Source organism: Pseudomonas sp. Bc-h, from assembly GCF_002080045.1.
In the GTDB taxonomy this organism is placed as follows: Bacteria; Pseudomonadota; Gammaproteobacteria; order Pseudomonadales; family Pseudomonadaceae; genus Aquipseudomonas.
In genome coordinates this window covers 99,606-116,695 of sequence record NZ_MUIN01000012.1, presented here as the reverse complement: position 1 = coordinate 116,695, position 17,090 = coordinate 99,606, and the positions used below count along the sequence as shown (strand labels likewise).

General features: G+C 60.3%; 15 protein-coding genes. 7 read left to right on the top strand and 8 right to left on the bottom strand.

Annotated elements, in window-relative coordinates; all coding sequences use genetic code 11:
- The first annotated feature begins 67 nt into the window (after positions 1-67).
- From BWR59_RS23615 to BWR59_RS23605, 3 genes are all read left to right on the top strand, one after another.
- Positions 68-421, top strand: a complete 354-nt coding sequence (locus tag BWR59_RS23615; RefSeq protein WP_230982075.1) for a response regulator — start codon at positions 68-70, stop codon at positions 419-421.
- Between the two features lie 203 nt (positions 422-624).
- Complete coding sequence (locus BWR59_RS23610; protein WP_081568060.1) at positions 625-1,824, top strand: FAD-dependent oxidoreductase; 1,200 nt, start codon at positions 625-627, stop codon at positions 1,822-1,824.
- Positions 1,825-2,058: 234 nt separating this feature from the next.
- Entirely contained in the window at positions 2,059-3,660 is a 1,602-nt protein-coding gene (locus tag BWR59_RS23605; RefSeq protein WP_081568059.1) for an ATP-binding protein, read from the top strand.
- Here the strand turns inward: BWR59_RS23605 and BWR59_RS23600 are convergent.
- The 8 genes from BWR59_RS23600 to arnB are packed head-to-tail and all read right to left on the bottom strand — an operon-like array spanning position 3,648 to position 12,486.
- Positions 3,648-5,042 (bottom strand): UDP-glucose/GDP-mannose dehydrogenase family protein, encoded by a 1,395-nt coding sequence (locus tag BWR59_RS23600; protein ID WP_081568058.1) that lies wholly within the window; start codon positions 5,040-5,042, stop codon positions 3,648-3,650. The genes BWR59_RS23605 and BWR59_RS23600 overlap by 13 nt on opposite strands.
- Entirely contained in the window at positions 5,020-5,463 is a 444-nt protein-coding gene (gene arnF / locus BWR59_RS23595; RefSeq protein ID WP_081568057.1) for a 4-amino-4-deoxy-L-arabinose-phosphoundecaprenol flippase subunit ArnF, read from the bottom strand. The genes BWR59_RS23600 and arnF overlap by 23 nt, the downstream gene beginning before the upstream one ends.
- Positions 5,460-5,804: a 4-amino-4-deoxy-L-arabinose-phosphoundecaprenol flippase subunit ArnE gene (arnE, locus tag BWR59_RS23590; protein WP_081568056.1), complete on the bottom strand. Its 345-nt coding sequence runs from the start codon at positions 5,802-5,804 to the stop codon at positions 5,460-5,462. The genes arnF and arnE overlap by 4 nt, the downstream gene beginning before the upstream one ends.
- Positions 5,801-7,447 (bottom strand): lipid IV(A) 4-amino-4-deoxy-L-arabinosyltransferase, encoded by a 1,647-nt coding sequence (gene arnT, locus BWR59_RS23585; RefSeq protein WP_081568055.1) that lies wholly within the window; start codon positions 7,445-7,447, stop codon positions 5,801-5,803. Before arnT ends, arnE begins: the two co-directional genes overlap by 4 nt.
- Positions 7,444-8,328: a 4-deoxy-4-formamido-L-arabinose-phosphoundecaprenol deformylase gene (arnD, locus tag BWR59_RS23580; protein WP_081568054.1), complete on the bottom strand. Its 885-nt coding sequence runs from the start codon at positions 8,326-8,328 to the stop codon at positions 7,444-7,446. Before arnD ends, arnT begins: the two co-directional genes overlap by 4 nt.
- A complete protein-coding gene (gene arnA, locus BWR59_RS23575) occupies positions 8,328-10,319 on the bottom strand; it encodes a bifunctional UDP-4-amino-4-deoxy-L-arabinose formyltransferase/UDP-glucuronic acid oxidase ArnA (RefSeq protein WP_081568053.1) in 1,992 nt (663 codons plus the stop codon). Before arnA ends, arnD begins: the two co-directional genes overlap by 1 nt.
- Complete coding sequence (arnC, locus tag BWR59_RS23570) at positions 10,316-11,329, bottom strand: undecaprenyl-phosphate 4-deoxy-4-formamido-L-arabinose transferase (protein WP_081568052.1); 1,014 nt, start codon at positions 11,327-11,329, stop codon at positions 10,316-10,318. The genes arnA and arnC overlap by 4 nt, the downstream gene beginning before the upstream one ends.
- A complete protein-coding gene (arnB, locus tag BWR59_RS23565; protein ID WP_081568051.1) occupies positions 11,326-12,486 on the bottom strand; it encodes a UDP-4-amino-4-deoxy-L-arabinose aminotransferase in 1,161 nt (386 codons plus the stop codon). Before arnB ends, arnC begins: the two co-directional genes overlap by 4 nt.
- Before the next feature lie 682 nt (positions 12,487-13,168).
- On the opposite strand from arnB, the gene BWR59_RS23560 reads away from it, so the two are divergent.
- The 4 genes from BWR59_RS23560 (at position 13,169) to BWR59_RS23545 (ending at position 17,041) form a co-directional block, all read left to right on the top strand.
- A complete protein-coding gene (locus tag BWR59_RS23560) occupies positions 13,169-14,419 on the top strand; it encodes an aspartate aminotransferase family protein (protein ID WP_081568050.1) in 1,251 nt (416 codons plus the stop codon).
- A gap of 448 nt (positions 14,420-14,867) precedes the next feature.
- The gene (locus BWR59_RS23555) at positions 14,868-15,050 is read left to right on the top strand and encodes a hypothetical protein (RefSeq protein ID WP_081568049.1); all 183 of its coding nucleotides are present in this window, start codon (positions 14,868-14,870) and stop codon (positions 15,048-15,050) included.
- A 149-nt stretch (positions 15,051-15,199) separates the two neighbouring features.
- Positions 15,200-16,621 (top strand): ATPase domain-containing protein, encoded by a 1,422-nt coding sequence (locus tag BWR59_RS23550; protein ID WP_081568048.1) that lies wholly within the window; start codon positions 15,200-15,202, stop codon positions 16,619-16,621.
- 51 nt (positions 16,622-16,672) lie between these two features.
- A complete protein-coding gene (locus tag BWR59_RS23545) occupies positions 16,673-17,041 on the top strand; it encodes a response regulator (RefSeq protein ID WP_081568047.1) in 369 nt (122 codons plus the stop codon).
- Positions 17,042-17,090: the final 49 nt, after the last annotated feature.

The following is a 17,090-nucleotide window of genomic DNA, read 5'->3' as shown; positions in this document are numbered from 1 at the left end:
GACAGTCAACGGACTCGACCCTTATCAAGGGAAGGTGCATAAATTGGTCACCCGTCCGGCAATTGCAGTGATTGATGATGATGAAAACGTTCGAGTATCGCTGGACAGTCTGTTGCGTTCACTGGGTTATTCCGTGCACCTGTTCGACAGTGCCGAACAGTTTCTGGCGTCCCGGTCTATCGAGGCAATGAACTGCCTGGTTTCTGACATCCAGATGCCGGGTGCAAGCGGTTTGCAGATGTACGAGCAACTGCTCTCGGCCGGGCATTCGACGCCGGTCATCTTTATCACGGCATCGGCCCATCAGGCCCCGCGGCAGGCTGCTCAGAAGCTCGGCGCCTGCTGTTATCTGTCCAAACCTTTTGATGATGAACAACTGATCGCCTGTCTGGACATCGCACTCGGGGGCAAGGGTTGTTAACCATTGGCTAAAGTCGGCGTTTATGTATACGTGTATTAACTCACGTGGCCAGCACTGCGCTCGGCTATACCAAAGTATGAGTGATTAAAACCTTGTCACTAACATAGCCAACTTATGCAGCCATGACGCCCATGGGGCATGTCGTTACAGTAAACCATCGATCACAAACAACCCCTCCTTGAACATACACATCTGGAATAAACATGAAACGACATATCCTGGTATTGGGTGCTGGATTCGGTGGTGTCTGGAGTGCATTGAGCGCCGCACGGCTGCTTGACTTGAATGGCTCCACAGATGTGCAGATCACTGTGTTGGCGCCGCAAGCGGAACTGCGTATTCGTCCGCGCTTTTATGAGCCGAACGTGCATGAAATGAAAGCGTCGCTGGCCGAGCTGTTCGATGCCACCGGTATTCAGTTTGTCGAAGGCGTGGCCGCCAACATCGACACCTCAGGCAAGCGCGTCGAGTACATCGCAGCGCCCGGGGTGCACAGTTGGTTGAGCTACGACAAATTGGTCCTGGCCACGGGCAGTCGCCTGAACCGTCCAGCCATCGAAGGGATAGAGCGCGCCTTCGATGTCGACGAAATCGAGACCGCCGCTTGCCTGGAACGCCACATCAAGGCATTGGCCGATTACCCAGAATCCGAAGCACGGAACACCGTCGTGGTGTGCGGTGGTGGCTTCACCGGCATTGAAACGGCGACCGAGCTGCCGGCGCGTCTGCGTGCTGTGTTGGGTGCGGATGCCAAGGTCAATGTGATCGTGGTCGACCGCGGCGCTGAAATCGGCGCTGCGCTTGGCAAGGGCATCAGCCCTTCGATTGCCGAGGCGTCGGCTCATCTGGGCATCGAGTGGTGCCTTGACGCGTCGGTGGCGGGCATCGACACGAATGGCGTCACGCTGGCGGACGGTCGCCATATCCAAGCGCAAACCGTGATCTGGACGGTCGGCTTCCGTGCCAGTTCGCTGACCGAGCAGGTGCCGGGCGAGCGCGATTCGCTGGGCCGTTTGCATGTGGATGCGAACTTGAAAGTCCTGGGCCAGAACGACATCTATGCCGCCGGCGACGTGGCGTATGCCGCGACCGATGATGAAGGTCACTATGCGGCGATGTCCTGCCAGCATGCGATTGCGCTCGGCCGTCATGCCGGGAATAACGTCGCGGCCGATCTGCTTGGTGTGCCAACGACTGCCTATCGTCAACCCAAATACGTCACCTGCCTGGACCTGGGCGAGTGGGGCGCGGTGTACACCGAGGGCTGGGACCGTCAGTTGAAGCTGGTCAAGGAGGAGGCCAAGACCTTGAAGGGCAATATCAATTCGATCTGGATCTATCCACCGATTGCCGAGCGCGCTACAGCTTTGGCGGCGGCTGATCCGTCAATCCCGGTGGCCTGAGGCAGACGGCTGACGATCGACGGCGCAACACACGCCTGTTTCACCCTTTTTACGCCTGGCGCGCATCCCTCGAGTCAGGCGTTTTTTTGTGGGATCGAAAAGCCCCTGAGGCGCCCAGAGTTCCAGCCAGGTCATTGGCAGGAAAACAGGGTTTTATGGCTTATCGATAATTCGCATTTACTTTTAGACTCAGCGCTGGACCGAAGTCCTCAATCGAAGGGATGGCGCAGCCGCATGAGCATTCCAGGCACCTCAAGCAATCGCAAGCGCGACCGGTTTAATCTGGTTTCCTACCTCGCCGGGTTGAATCCCTCGGCAACCGCAAGCAGCCCACCGCTGATCAGCGTCAGCAAGAATCGCTACGAAACCTGGCTGGCCTGGGGCATCGGTCTGGTGGTCGCAGTGGGTATCGTCATCATCAATGCCGCCCCTCACCATCGTGACATCGCCGCGACCATCATTTATCTGACGCTGCTGCTGATGGCGGCCAACGTGGTGTCGATTCGGGTGGTCATCGGAGTGTCGCTGTTCTGCATGGCGACCATCGTCGCGATGTTCTTCATCGATGAGGGTTATCGGGACTGGGACTCTCTGACAGGCTTCGTGCGGTGCCTGACCGCGCTCTCGGCCATCGGCTTTCTCGCCGCGCGCTGCAATCAGGCCGCCGACAAGCTGCGCCAGAACGAAATTTACCTGACCGAAGCGCAGCGCCTGAGTCAGACCGGCAGCGTTGCCTTCTGCGCGGTGACGCAACAGATGTCGTGGTCGGAGGAGAGCGCGCGTATTTTCGAGTATCCGCCTGACATGCCAGTGACCAAATCGATGATCCTGGCGCGCACGCTGGCACAGGATCATGCCTTGATTCATGGCGTGTTCGAGCGTGCGGCGCGGCGGGAGCCACAGATAGAAATCAAACACCGTTTGCTGATGCCGGACGGGCGCATCAAGCACGTTCATATGATTGCCATTCCGGTATCGACCCACGACGATCGCTTCGAATACCTTGGCGCGGTGATGGACGTGAGCGAGCGCGTTCAGGCAGAAGAGACGCTGTACCGGACCCAGTCGCAATTGACCCACATCTGCCGGGTCACAACCCTGGGCGAACTGACCGCGTCGATTGCTCACGAGGTCAACCAGCCGCTGACGGCGATCAACAGCAGCGCCGACGGCTGTCGTCGCTGGCTCGATCGTCCGGTCCCGGACATCCCCGAAGCGTTGGGCGCCCTGCAACGTATCAACCAGAGCGCGCGCCGGGCCAGTGAAGTGATCAGCCGGGTGAGGGCGCTGTCACGCAAGACCGATCCGATACGCCGGGCCGAGCGCCTGGACGAGATCGTCAGGGAAACCCTGGGTGTCGTGCACTACGAATTGAACCACCACCACATCAATGCGCGCGTTGCGCTGGATGCGGAAACCGCGTGGGTGCTGGCTGACCGAATCCAGCTGCAACAGGTCATCATCAATCTGATCATCAATGCTTGCCAGGCAATGACCAGCATCGACAAGCACCACCGGGAGCTGCGAGTCAGCACCCGTGTGACGGAGGGCGAAGTCATCCTCGAGGTCGCCGACTGCGGGTCGGGCATCGATGCCGAGGTGTTGTCTTCACTGTTCAATCCCTTTTTCACCACCCGTGAAACCGGGCTGGGAATGGGATTGTCCATCTGCCGCTCGATCATCGACTTTCATGAGGGCAGGATCTGGGCACAGAACACCGAAAAAGGCGCCTCGTTCTTTTTCGCATTGCCGGCGGTGACGCCCTTGGATTCGTTACCGCCGGCAAGCCGTGCTGCTACAGGAGCGGCAGCACATGTTCCCGGTCACATCGCGTGATGCGCTGACAGCAGCTCGTACGGCGCCCATTGCTGTTGCGGGATGGGCAGGTTGCAGGAGTCGCCGCGGCCGATCGGGAAGTACTGGAAACCGCGTTTGGCCAGGCGTTCGGTGTCGTACAGGTTGCGGCCGTCGAAGATCACCGGCGCCTTGAGGCGCTGTTGGATGAGGTCGAAATCCGGAGCCTTGAACTGTTGCCATTCGGTGCACACGATCAGCGCATCGGCGCCCAGCAATACTGACTCCGGCGTGCCCATCAGCATCAGGTTCGGTTGTTCCGCGTACAGGCGTTGGGTCTCCTGCATGGCTTCCGGGTCGAAGGCGCGGACGGTCGCCCCCGCGGCCCACAGAGACTCCATCAGCACGCGGCTGGGCGCATCGCGCATGTCGTCGGTGTTGGGCTTGAAGGCCAGCCCCCACAACGCGAAGGTCTTTCCTCGCAGTTCCCCTTTGTAAAAGGCGTTGATACGGTCGAACAGCTTGTTTTTCTGCCGTTCGTTGATGTTCTCGACCACGTTGAGCAGGTCGTTCGAGCACCCGGCTTCCCGGGCGCTGTGGATCAGTGCGCGGATGTCCTTGCCGAAGCACGATCCGCCGTAACCGCAGCCGGGATAGATGAAGTCGTAGCCGATACGCGAATCGGCGCCGATGCCCAGGCGCACGGATTCGACGTCGGCCCCCAGGTGCTCGGCCAGTTCGGCGATCTGGTTGATGAAGCTGATCTTGGTCGCCAACATGCAATTCGCCGCGTATTTGGTCAGTTCGGCGCTGCGCAGGTCCATGAACATGATGCGTTCGTGGTTGCGGTTGAACGGCGCATAAAGCTCGCGCATGACCGGGAATACGTCGGGATTGCCGCAGCCGATGACGATGCGGTCCGGGCGCCGGCAGTCCTTGACCGCCGAGCCTTCCTTGAGAAATTCCGGGTTGGAGACAATATCGAACTTCAGCAATCGCGCCGACTGGCGCAGCGCCTGCTCGATATGGCTGCGCAAGGCATCGCCGCTGCCGACCGGAACTGTGGATTTTTCAACGATGATCACCGGCGTGACGCGATGCCGGGCAATGGCTTCGCCGACCGCGAAGAAGGCGCTCAAGTCTGCCGAGCCGTCAGCGCGGGAAGGCGTGCCAACGGCGATGAACAGCACTTCGCCGTGTTCTACCGTGCGTTTTTCATCGGTGGTGAAATGCAGCCTGCCGGCCTCCAGATTCTCGCGCATCAGGCTTTCCAGGCCCGGCTCGTAAATGGTCACCTGGCCTTTGCTCAGTTGCTCGACCTTGGCCGGATCGATGTCCATGCACACCACGTCGTGGCCAACTTCCGCCAGCACCGTGGCCTGCACCAGGCCCACATAACCGCTACCGAAGACGCTGATTTTCATCGGGAAAGCTCCTTGATGCTGTTGTCGCGGTTGACGCAGAGCGCCGCAGATTGATCGTCACTACACCGAGCACGATCAGGGTCACGCCCACCGTTCGGGGAACGGTGAGGGTTTCGTGAAAAAACGGGAGCAGGGCCGCCAACAGGTACACCAGCGCATAGCTGATGCTCAGCAGCGAATAGGCGCGACTGAGGGGAATATCGCGCAAGGCCAGCAGCCAGCAGAGCATCGACAGCCCGTAGGCGACCATTGCGATCAGTACAAACGCCAGCGCACGAATATCCACGCCACCGATCTGCAGGGCCGACATCCATTGCTCAGGCGCAGGCAACCGCACCATGCTCCAGCGCATCGCCAATTGCGCGCCGCTGACCAGCAATACGCTGCTCATGGCCAGGCTCAACCCGCGCTGGCGGCTCATGCCTGACGCCCCAGCAATACGACGCCGATGAGAATCAATAGCACGCCCAGCCAGTGGCGGCCGTCCACAGATTCCTTGAACAGGAACCGGCCGCAGAGGGTGATCAATACGAAATTCAGGCCCAGCATCGGATAGGCGATGCCGACATCCAGCCGTTGCAGCACCAGCAGCCAGAGCAGCAGCCCGCTGCCAAGACAGGCCAGCGCCAGCCACAGCCAGTGATTGCGCAGCACCGCGCCGAAACCGGCCGTCCGGCCCCGCCAATGTTCGACGGCCAGCTTCTGGGCGATCTGGCCCAGGCAGGTGAGCAGGCAGGCGCCGAGCAACAGGGCAAAGGTCATGACGCGCTCCTGTCGAAAATCAGGATCACCAGACTGCCTTGCTGGTAGCGCTTGCCGTCGGCGGGCAACAGACTCAGCTCGTATTGCTGATCCTTGCCGTCGCCGCGCATCACCACGCCCACCGAGCCTTCGCGGCGAGCCTGAGTCATCCAGGCCTGCACCTGTTGCCAGTCGACTTCACGGGGGACGGTTTGCGGATAGCCCAGGCCGTATTCCAGTTCGCCTCGGGTGTCGTAGAACACCACGTCATTGCGCTTGAGACGCCAGGACAACGCGGCCGCCGCGCCCAGATCATTGCTCAGCAAATGGGTGGAAGCGCTGAGTTCATCCAGGTGCTGGACGACGAACTGATCCGGGGTCTTGTTGAACACCACGTTGTCAGGCAATGCCAAGGGAGCCAGCGCAATGGCGAGCCAGGCGCCGATGGCAGGAGCCGCCCAGAAGCGCAAAGGTCGAACGCCTTGCAGCAGGTTGCTCAGGACCCAGCCCGACAGGATCACAATCGCCAGGGTCAGATTCAGCGGTTGTTGCGCGTAGAGGGCCTGTCGGTGTTGCAGCACCAGCAGCGCGATCAACGCGATGACGCCAAGCACAGCGTTCAGCAGGCCATTGGCGCGCAGTGTTGCACTCCTGCTCTGATGCAGACGATCCACCAATGTGCTGCCCATCATCAGCGCCAGCGGAATCAGACACGGCAAAATGTAAGTCGGCAGCTTGCCCCGGCTGATGCTCAGGAGCGCCAGCGGCAGAACCAGCCACAACAGCAGAAACCCGCTGTGGGCCTCGCGCCGTTGTTGCCAGGCTTGCCTCAAGGTGGCGGGTAGCAATACGGCCCACGGGAGGCTGGCGGCAACCAGCAACGGCAGATAGAACCACCAGGGTTCGGCATGTTGAGCATCGTTGCCGGCGAAGCGGCGAATGTGTTCATGCCAGAAAAAGAAGCGCCAGTAATCGCCCTCACGCAATTGAACCGCCAGCACCCAGGGCAGGCAAACCATCAGCGCTACCAACACCGCAATCGGTCCGAACGTCAGCAGTTCACGCAGACGTCGTTGCCAGGCCATGTAAGGCAGGGCGACGATGACCGGCAATGCCCAGGCAAGAAAGCCCTTGGTCATGAAACCCATGGCGCACGCCACGCCCAGCAGCGCCCAATACAGCAGTCGCTGACGGCCCACGCTGTGAATGGCGCACCAGAAGGCAAACAGCGAAAGGCTGACCCAAAAGGTGAACTGCGGGTCGAGATTGGCATAACCTGCCTGGCCCGCCACCAGCATGAAACTCATGAACAGCAGCGCGCTGACGAAGCTCTTGCGCGGGTCGTTCCACAGTCTTGCGGCCAGTGAGTACACCAGCCATACGGTCAAGCCGCTGCTCAGGGCCGAGGCGAAACGCACGCCAAACAGGTTCTCCCCGAACAGCGCCTGAGAGACTGCGATCAGCCAGTACCCGGCCGCCGGTTTTTCGAAGTAACGCAGCCCCATGAAGTGCGGCGCGACCCAATTGCCGCTGTGAAGCATTTCCTGACTCATCTGCGCGTAGCGGGTTTCATCGGGAATCCACAGACCGTGGGTGCCGAGTGGCAACAGATACGCCAGCAGGAAAACCGCCAGCAGGATCAGCAAATGCCGCTGACGGGTCATGGCTGCTGCACTCCCAACCAGCCTTCGCGACCCTGCAACACGCCCCGTACCAAATGGCCTTGGGGCAGGGATTTGAGGCTCGTCGGCAACAGATTGCCGAGTGGCAGGAACTGCACATCGCGGCTTTTTGCCAAGGTCAGCAAATGCCGAAACGACTCGGCCATGACGATGCCTTCAACTTCGGCGTGTACCGTGTAGACGTTGAGTTTCGAGGGCGCGAACTGACGCAGCAGGTAGTCATTGAACGCCCCCGGAGCGACCTGCGGCCCGACCACTTCATCGAACGTCGGCAGGTCCACCGGAATCTGTGGCGTGCCGGGCCGACCATCGTTGAGCAACGGGCGGAATACGCTGCGTCCCCGGCAATCGCTGTTGTAGCGAAAACCAAAGGACTGCTTGGCCTGCACCACCTGCTCGTCGGCGCGCCACCCCGCCGCAGCCGAACAGGTCACCGGATTGCCCAGAATGTCGTTCAGGCAGTCGACGCCACGGGCGATCTGTGCCGTCAGTTGATTCTGCGACCAGTGCCCGGCATTCGCCTGCCAGCCGTGGTGGTCCCACGCGTGCAGGCCCACTTCATGGCCAGCGTCCTGCGCGCGGCGCATCAGCGGCCCAAGGTCACGGCCGATCGGTTTGCCGGGCCAGGCGGTGCCTGCGAGCAGGATGTCCCAGCCGTACAGGCTGGCGGCCCTGGAGCGCAACATCTTCCACAAAAACTGCGGCCGGGTCAGACGCCACAGATGACGGCCCATGTTGTCCGGGCCGACACTGAAAAAGAACGTCGCCTTGATCTGTGCTTCATCGAGCATCTCCAGCAAGCGCGGCACGCCATCGCGGGTGCCGCGATAGGTGTCGACGTCGATGCGCAACCCGGCCGGCATCAACGCGCTTGCGCCTTTTCGCTCATGGCTTCGCGCAGGAAGAAATCCAGGGTCTTGCCGATGGTTTCACGAAGCGCAATGGTGGGTTGCCAGTCGATCAGGCGACGGGCGTTGTCGATGCTGGGCTTGCGGTGGCTGACGTCCTGATAACCCTTGCCGTAGAACGACTGGCTTTCCACTTCCCGGAACCCGGCGAAGGGCGGGAAGTTGTCGCGCAGTGGATGGGCTTCGAACTGACGCAGCAGTTCTTCGCCCAGTTGACGAATGCTGGCCTCGTTATCCGGATTGCCGATGTTGATGATCTGGCCCGTGCAGCGCTCGTCGCGGTTTTCGATGATGCGCGCCAGCGCTTCGATGCCGTCGACGACATCGGTGAAACAACGTTTCTGCGCGCCGCCGTCAACCAGGCGAATCGGCGTGCCTTCCACCAGGTGCAGAATCAACTGAGTGATCGCACGTGAGCTACCGATGCGAGCTGAATCCAGGCGGTCAAGGCGCGGGCCCATCCAGTTGAACGGACGGAACAGGGTGAACTGCAACCCCTTTTGGCCATAGGCCCAGATCACCCGGTCCAGCAGTTGTTTGGACACCGAGTAGATCCACCGCTGTTTGTTGATCGGGCCGACCACCAGATTCGACGTGTCTTCATCGAAACTCGGGTCCTGGCACATGCCATAGACTTCCGAGGTCGATGGGAAAATCACCCGCTTGTTGTACTTGACGCAGTAGCGGACGATTTTCAGGTTCTCTTCGAAATCCAGCTCGAACACCCGCAGCGGGTTGCGCGTGTATTCGATGGGCGTGGCGATGGCCACCAGCGGCAGGACCACGTCGCACTTCTTGATGTGGTACTCGATCCACTCGGTGTGAATGCTGATGTCGCCTTCGATGAAGTGAAAATTCGGATGGCTGCGCAGGCGTTCGATGGCATCGCAACCGATGTCCATGCCATACACCTCGTAGCGATCATCCTGCAGCAGGCGCTCGGACAGGTGATTGCCGATGAACCCGTTGACTCCAAGGATCAGTACGCGAGTGCGGCGCAGCTGCCGGCGTTTGTCGCTGCCATGCAGGGGAGAGCCCTCCACCAGACCGAATTCCCGGGCCAGTTGCGGGCCACTCAGGAACAGGCCTTCATCGCCGCGCTGACCGGCAGTGATCAACAGCGAGTCTTCACCGCAGGCAATGCGCAACGGGTCACAGCTGAGGACGGTACCCGGCGCCTGGCCGTCATTGCCCGCTTGAACGCGAGCACTCCAGACGATCAGCTTGCGCTCGCCCAGCGGGCAGAACGCGCCGGGGTAGGGTTGAGTGACCGCGCGAACCAGGTTGTACAGGCGCGACGCTGGCTGCTGCCAGTCGATCAGCCCGTCGGCGGGCGTGCGACGGCCGAAGTACGTGGCTCTGGATTCGTCCTGTTCGATGCCAGGCAATTGACCTCTGCCAAGTAACGGCAGGGTTTCCGAGAGCAGGTCGGCGGCGCTGGTGCGCAGTTTGCCGTGCAGCGACAAGGCCGTTTCGGTGGCGCTGATGCTGACCCGTTGTTGCGCCACGATGGCGCCGGCGTCGGCACGTTTGACCATGCGGTGCAGGGTCACGCCGGTCTCGGTTTCGCCGTTCACCAGCACCCAGTTGGCGGGCGCGCGACCACGGTAGCGCGGCAGCAGCGAACCGTGGAGGTTGAAGCCGCCGTTCCTGGCACAGGCCAACAGGTTCTCGCCGAGCAGGTGGCGGTAGTAGAAGGAAAAGATGAAGTCGGGCGCCAGCTTGCTGATGCGCTCGATCCACAACGGGTGGTTGGGGTCTTCGGGGGCATGCACCGCAATGTCGTGCTGGGCGCAGAGCTGCGCGACCGAACCGAAGAAGGTTTTTTCCCTGGGGTCGTCGGCATGAGTAAACACCGCAGAGATCTCGTAGCCGGCATTGAGCAGGGCTTCGATCCCGACACAACCGATATCGTGATAGGCAAAAACGACGGCGTTGAGGCTCATGGGGCGACCTTGTTGAACAGGGGGGCGGGGGAGTCGGCTTTGCTCGCGGCAGGCGTGGCAGAGGTGCCGCGCACGACCTTCTCGATGAAGAACCGCGGGCGGGCACGCACGTCGCTGTACATGCGGCCCAGGTATTCACCCAGCAGCCCCATGCCGATGAACTGGCCACCGGTGAAGACGAACAGCACGGCAAACAACACGAACGTGCCGTGACCCGCCCAGGGCGCACCGAATATCAGACGCAACACGATCAGCAGCGACGCGAACGCGACGCCCAGAAACGCCATGCTGAAACCGATGATGCTCAGCAGCCGTAACGGCGTCGTGGTCATGCAGGTGACCAGGTCGAACATCAGATTGATCAGCTTCATTGCGCTGTATTTGGATTCCCCATGCTCGCGCTCAGCATGCGTCACCACGATTTCAGTGGTGTGACGGGCGAAACTGTTGGCGAGAATCGGGATGAACGTGCTGCGCTCGCTGCAGGCGAGCATGGCGTCGACGATGCTGCGCCGGTAGGCCCGCAGCATGCAGCCGTAGTCGGTCATCGCCACGCCGGTCGAGCGCTGCACCGCAAGGTTGATCAGTTTCGACGGCCAGCGGCGCAGGGCCGAATCCTGACGGTTGCCGCGCACGGTGCCGATGACGTCATAACCCTGCTCGGCGAGCTTGACCAGCCGTGGAATTTCCTCCGGCGGGTTTTGCAGGTCGGCGTCCAGAGTAATCACCAGGTCACCCTTGCACTGGCCGAAGCCGGCCATAATTGCCGCGTGCTGGCCGTAGTTGCGGTTGAGAATGACGGCGACAAACGGGCTGCCCTGCCGCTGGCTGGCTTGCAGCAGAATCTCGGCGGATTCGTCACGACTGCCGTCATCCACCAGAATGATTTCCGCCGGCTGAGCCAGCTGTGCGCACGCAGCTTCAGTGCGGCGAAGCAACTCGGGCAGGCTCTGTTCTTCGTTGTAGACCGGGATGACGATCGACACGCGGTTGATGGGGTAGTGTTTCACGGGCGCGATTCCCCCTTGGTTGCGATGGCCGATTCAATGGCCCCGACGACGCGGTCGACGTCGGCAAGGGTCATGTCTGGGAACAGCGGGATAGAGCACAGGCGCGACGAGTTCCATTCGGTCTCGGGCAGGCGCACATCGGGAAACCGCTGGCGGTAATAGCTGTGCAGGTGGGTGGCGATGAAATGAATGCCGCTGCCGATGTTTTGCGCTTGCAGGGCTTTCATGAAGGCATCACGGTCCAGACCGCAGCGTTCGGCGTCGATGCGCAGGATGAACAGGTGCCAGGCGTGATGCTGGTGGTAGTGCGGTTGCGCGAGGGGCTGGACCGGGCTGCCAGCCAGACGCTCGAGGTAGCGATTGGCAAGCTCGCTGCGTCGGGCGTTGATGGCGTCCAGACGGTCCAGCTGAACCAGGGCGATGGCGGCGTTGATGTCGGCCAGGTTGTATTTGAAGCCAGGCTCGATCACCTCGGCCTGGGGTTTGCGGCCGTGGGTCAGACGATCATAGGCGTCGACGCCCAGGCCGTGGAATTTCAGGCGGCGAACCCGATCCGCCAGTTGCGGATCGTCGCTGACGAACATCGCGCCCTCGGCGCAGGTCATGTTCTTGATCGCATGAAACGAAAAAATCGCCGTGCCGCGAGCGCCGACCGGCCGGTCCTTGTAACGAGTGCCGGCAGCGTGGGCAGCGTCTTCGACCACGGCAATACCGTGTCGCTGCGCCAGCGCATAGAGCGGGTCCAGATCGAACGCGGCACCGGCGTAATGCACAGGAATGATGGCCTTGGTACGAGGCGTGATCGCGCGCTCGATACGTGCAGCGTCGGTCATCAGGGTGTCGCGGTCGACATCGACGAATACCGGGGTCGCGCCCAGCAGGCAGATCATGTTGGCGGTGGAAACCCAGGTCTGCGAGGGTGTGATCACCTCGTCACCGGGGCCGATACCCAGCGCCAGCAGGGTAATGTGCATGGCGCCGGTGGCCGACGACAAAGCCACTGCCTGTTGTGCGCCGCAACGCTCGGCGAATTGCTGTTCCAGGCGCTGGCACTCCGGGCCGGTGGTGATCCATCCCGAACGCAGCACTCGGCTGGCCGCAGCGACTTCCTCGTCGCCCATGCTGGGGCGAGAAAAAGCAAGAAAGTCCTGACTCATGTACATCCTCCGGCATTCATCAATGTCTGGGCGAGCGGGTACGCAGGTGCCCACCGAAATAAGGCGTTCGTTTATAGGGAGTTGAAGCCAGGCCACTCTAAGGGGCCTTTGAATACATGCAATGACAGCGTTTTTGCACTATTTATTACAGCGCTGGCCACCCGCTAGTAACGGTGTTTAATAATGGAAACAATAAAAGCGTATTGATGAAAATTTCGTTTATATCCCGTGGGCTTTTCATCAGTGAAGTGTTGTTTTTTTGTGAATACCTGGCCAATTAGAGATTGAAACGTGACAGTCATATTTATCGAATAAGCTCAGCAGTTTCTTCTGGGCAGCGCTTGTCCCGCCTGGGGTTCAGGTGAGTATTGAAAGCTCTTTTCGTCCGGGCAATCCAAACGCAACGCTTCTTCCGGGTATGAGAGAGAGCGTACGCCGAGCAAGCTGAACGGAAACTGAAAGCCCATGAAATCGGGCTGAGCAAGTCCTGATAAAGTGCGTTCGTTATTGCGGTTCCGGGCCCATTTGGAATTGGGCTATCAACAAGTAAGCCAGCGCAGAGCGGGCACCAGACGACGAGGTCAGTCCTTGGTGGAATGAACCGTTGCCTTTATTTCGCTTGTGGGAGACACACCACACTCGTTTAGATAAGCCATTCCCATTGTCCGCAGGACGCTTGAGCATGGCTTTTCCTTCTGTCAGCAACTCCATTTCCTTCGTTCATGCCGTCAGTCTCTCCCACGGAAAAAACGCCGAGGTCTGGGATGTCGATGGAAAGCGCTACATCGATTTTGTCGGCGGCATTGGCGTGTTGAATCTGGGCCACTGCCATCCGAAGATCGTCGCCGCGATTTGCGAGCAGGCGCAGCGCATGACCCATTACGCGTTCAATGCCGCGCCCCATGTGCCGTATCAGCAATTCATCGAGCGCTTGGCGGCATTTATCCCGGTCAGTTATCCGGTGAGCGGCATGCTGACCAACAGTGGTGCGGAAGCGGCGGAGAACGCCTTGAAAATCGTCCGTGGCCACACCGGCAAGTCGGCGGTGATCGCCTTCGATGGCGCCTTTCACGGGCGCACCCTCGCCACATTGAATCTCAACGGCAAGGTCGCCCCGTACAAACAGAAAGTCGGCGTATTGCCGGGGCCGGTATTTCACCTGCCTTACCCGAGCGCGGACAATGGCGTCACGCTCGCCGAAGCGTTGAAGGCCATGGAGCGGTTGTTCAGCGTGGAAATCGATATTGATGAAGTGGCCTGTTTCATCGTCGAGCCGGTGCAGGGCGAGGGCGGTTTCCTTGCGCTGGACATCGAGTTCGCACAGGCGCTGCGTAAACTTTGTGATGACAAGGGCATCGTTCTGATCATCGACGAAATCCAGTCGGGCTTCGGCCGTACCGGCGATCGTTTTGCCTTCAGCCGCCTGGGTATCGAACCGGATCTGTTGCTGCTGGGTAAAAGTATCGCAGGCGGCCTACCGCTGGGGGCGGTGGTGGGACGCAAGCAGCTGATGGACACGCTGCCCAAAGGCGGGCTTGGCGGCACCTATTCCGGTAACCCGATTGCCTGTGCAGCGGGCCTGGCGACGCTGGACGAAATGACCGATGCCAACCTTGCGGGGTGGAGCGAGCAGTACTCAGTGACCTTGCTCGCACGTTACGAGCAATGGCAAGCACGCAAACTCTCGCCGTATCTGGGCCGCTTGACTGGCGTTGGCGCGATGCGCGGTATCGAGCTGCTGACCACGGAAGGCAAACCGGCCACCGCGCAAATGGCGCAGTTGCTCGAAGCAGCAAGAAATCGCGGCCTGCTGCTCATGCCCAGCGGCAAGTCGCGGCACATCATTCGCTTGCTGGCGCCACTGACCATCGAGCCTGAGGTACTCAACGAAGGGCTCGATATTCTCGAGCAGTGCCTGGCTGACTTGGTTTAGCCGCATGTGTAGCCGTCCGGCCGCGCGGCGTTCCGTTTGCCGGCGGCGACGATCTTGAAGACGCCACCGCCGGCCGCTGCGTGATGTTTGATCGGGTGCGCACGAAAATCAAAGCCAACGCTGATAGTGCGTCCTGAAGTGATCTCTGTGGGAGACGCCGGAGGTCACGACGGTACGGGCCGCGATTCGGACGATAGCGGTGCGTCAGTTGGCACATAAGCTAACTGTCACGACGCCATCGCGGCTGTCGCACAGCTCCAGCTTCTCCCACAGGGACTGGTGTTCAGCCCGAAACCTTCACCTGGCATAAAACCCTTGTAGCGGTCCGGCTTGCCTTTGTTGTCATGTGAAAAACCGTGATTGCACCCATCGTTGTGAATGAATAAAACGCACGTATCGATCCGTGCGTACTCCAACCACTGCATTCATAAAAAACGAGTCAGTGGCCATGAGCCAGAAAACCCCCGCCAATCCTCCTGTTCCTGAATCCGCGCCGGACGACACGCCGGAATACCCACTGTCAGCGCCGATAAAACCGGACGATCCGGAGCGCCGCAGCGAGCAGTCCAAAGCCGAAACCGAAGGCTGTGTGGAAGAGCAAAAGGACTCCGGGCAGCGCCGAGATAGTTGAGGGTCACTCGGTAGTGCGCGGTAAGTCTGTGTCACGAATAGTGATTTGTTCTTGGAAAGCGCTGCCAAACGCGGAAGAATGCGTTCTTTCGTCGTGCGCACGATCTGCGCCAGTCGCTACGCTGATGTCCACCAGCGGAGGAAGCAAATTTGAACCAGCTAAAACGCCTTCAGAGCGGCATTGAAGGACTCGATGAGCTGCTGAAGGGAGGGTTCGTCGCCGGGTCCTCGTACATTATTCAAGGTCGTCCGGGGTCCGGTAAAACCATCCTGGCCAACCAGATCGGTTTCAATCACACCAACAACGGCGGCCGCGTTCTGTTCGCGACCCTGCTGGCCGAGCCCCATGAGCGGCTGTTTCAGTTCCTGTCGACCCTGAGCTTTTTCGACAAGACCAAAATCGGTGATCAGATCCAGTTCGTCAGCGCCTTCGACACCATGGAAAACGACGGCCTCGATGAAGTCGTCAAGCTGCTGCGTCGCGAGATCGTGCGCCAGAAGTCCACGGTGATGATTCTCGACGGTCTGCTGAACGCACGTTCCAAGGCTGATTCGCCACTCAACACCAAGCGCTTCATTTCCGAGTTGCAGGGCCATGCGGCCTTCGCCGGCTGCACCGTTTTCTTCCTGACCAGCTCGCAGCTGGACGACGGCAGCCCAGAACACACCATGGTCGATGGCGTGCTGGAGCTGGGCGAGGAACTGGTCGGAACCCGGTCCATACGCCGCATCAAGATGCGCAAGACCCGCGGCAGCGGCGCAATCCCCGGTGCCCATGAATGTGAGATCACCGAAAACGGCCTGGTCGTGTATCCGCGGCTGGAGAGCGTCGTCACTTGCTCGGCCATGCGCGACAGCGATCATTTCTCCGTCGTCTCCAGCGGTGTGGCATCGTTGGACCCGCTGATCGGAGGAGGGCTGATGCAGTCGTCGGTGACGCTGTTGCTCGGCCCCTCCGGTTCCGGAAAAACCTCGTTCGGCATCAATTTTCTCGGCGAATCCACCGTGCAGGAGCCTGGGCTGCATTTCGGCTTTTACGAATCGCCACAGCGACTGCGCATGAAGGCCGCGTCACTGGGTGTGGACTTCAGCGCCCTTGAAGCGTCCGGGGCGCTGACCATCCTGTGGAAGTCGATCACAACGGAGCTCGTCGACAAGCTGGCCATGGAGCTGCTGCGCGTCGTCGAAGAAAAATCGATCAAGCGCGTATTTCTCGACAGCCTGGGCGGGATGACTCGCGCAGCGGCTGACAAGACCCGGATGCTGGACCTGTACACAGCGCTAATGGGAGAACTGCGCGCGCGCGATGTGACGGTGGTGGCCTCTTGGGAAGTACGGAGTTTGCTGGGGGGCGAAATGGACGCGCCGGCACCCGACATGTCGGGCATCGTCGACAATCTGTTGCTCCTGCGTTTCGTGCAAGAACCGGCTGAACTTAAACGCCAATTGTCGATTCTTAAAATCAGAGACAATCCCTATGACCCCTCGCTGCTGGAAGTGTCCATCGGTGAGCAGGGTCTAGACGTGAAGAAGGTTCGATTTCATGCCCCTGGCGACAACAGCAACGCGTAAACATCGCGGTCGCCATGTCCCTCAATGCGCGTTGAGCGGATCGAGGGCGTCATGACTACGATATTGATTGTCGACGACGAATACCTCATCGCCGACATACTCAGCTTCGCACTTGAGGACGAAGGCTATCTCACGGTGACCGCCAGCAGCGGCCAGCGGGCTTTGACCATCCTCGACCGGGAAAAGCCTCAGCTGATCATCACTGACTACATGATGCCGGGCATGAATGGCATTGAGCTGGCCGAGGCGGTACGTGGGCGCGAGACGTTTGGCGATATACCGATCATGCTCATGAGCGGCGCTCAAGGGTATCTGGGCAAGGAGCGGCCGGATCTGTTCGTCGAAGTTTTCGACAAGCCGTTCGATATTCAGGCGGTGCTGACACGGGTCAGGGGGTTGCTCGGAACAGGCGCCCGGTAAAGCGAATCGATCGGGGCGACCGTTGCGTCCATCAAGGCGTGGGCTTTCA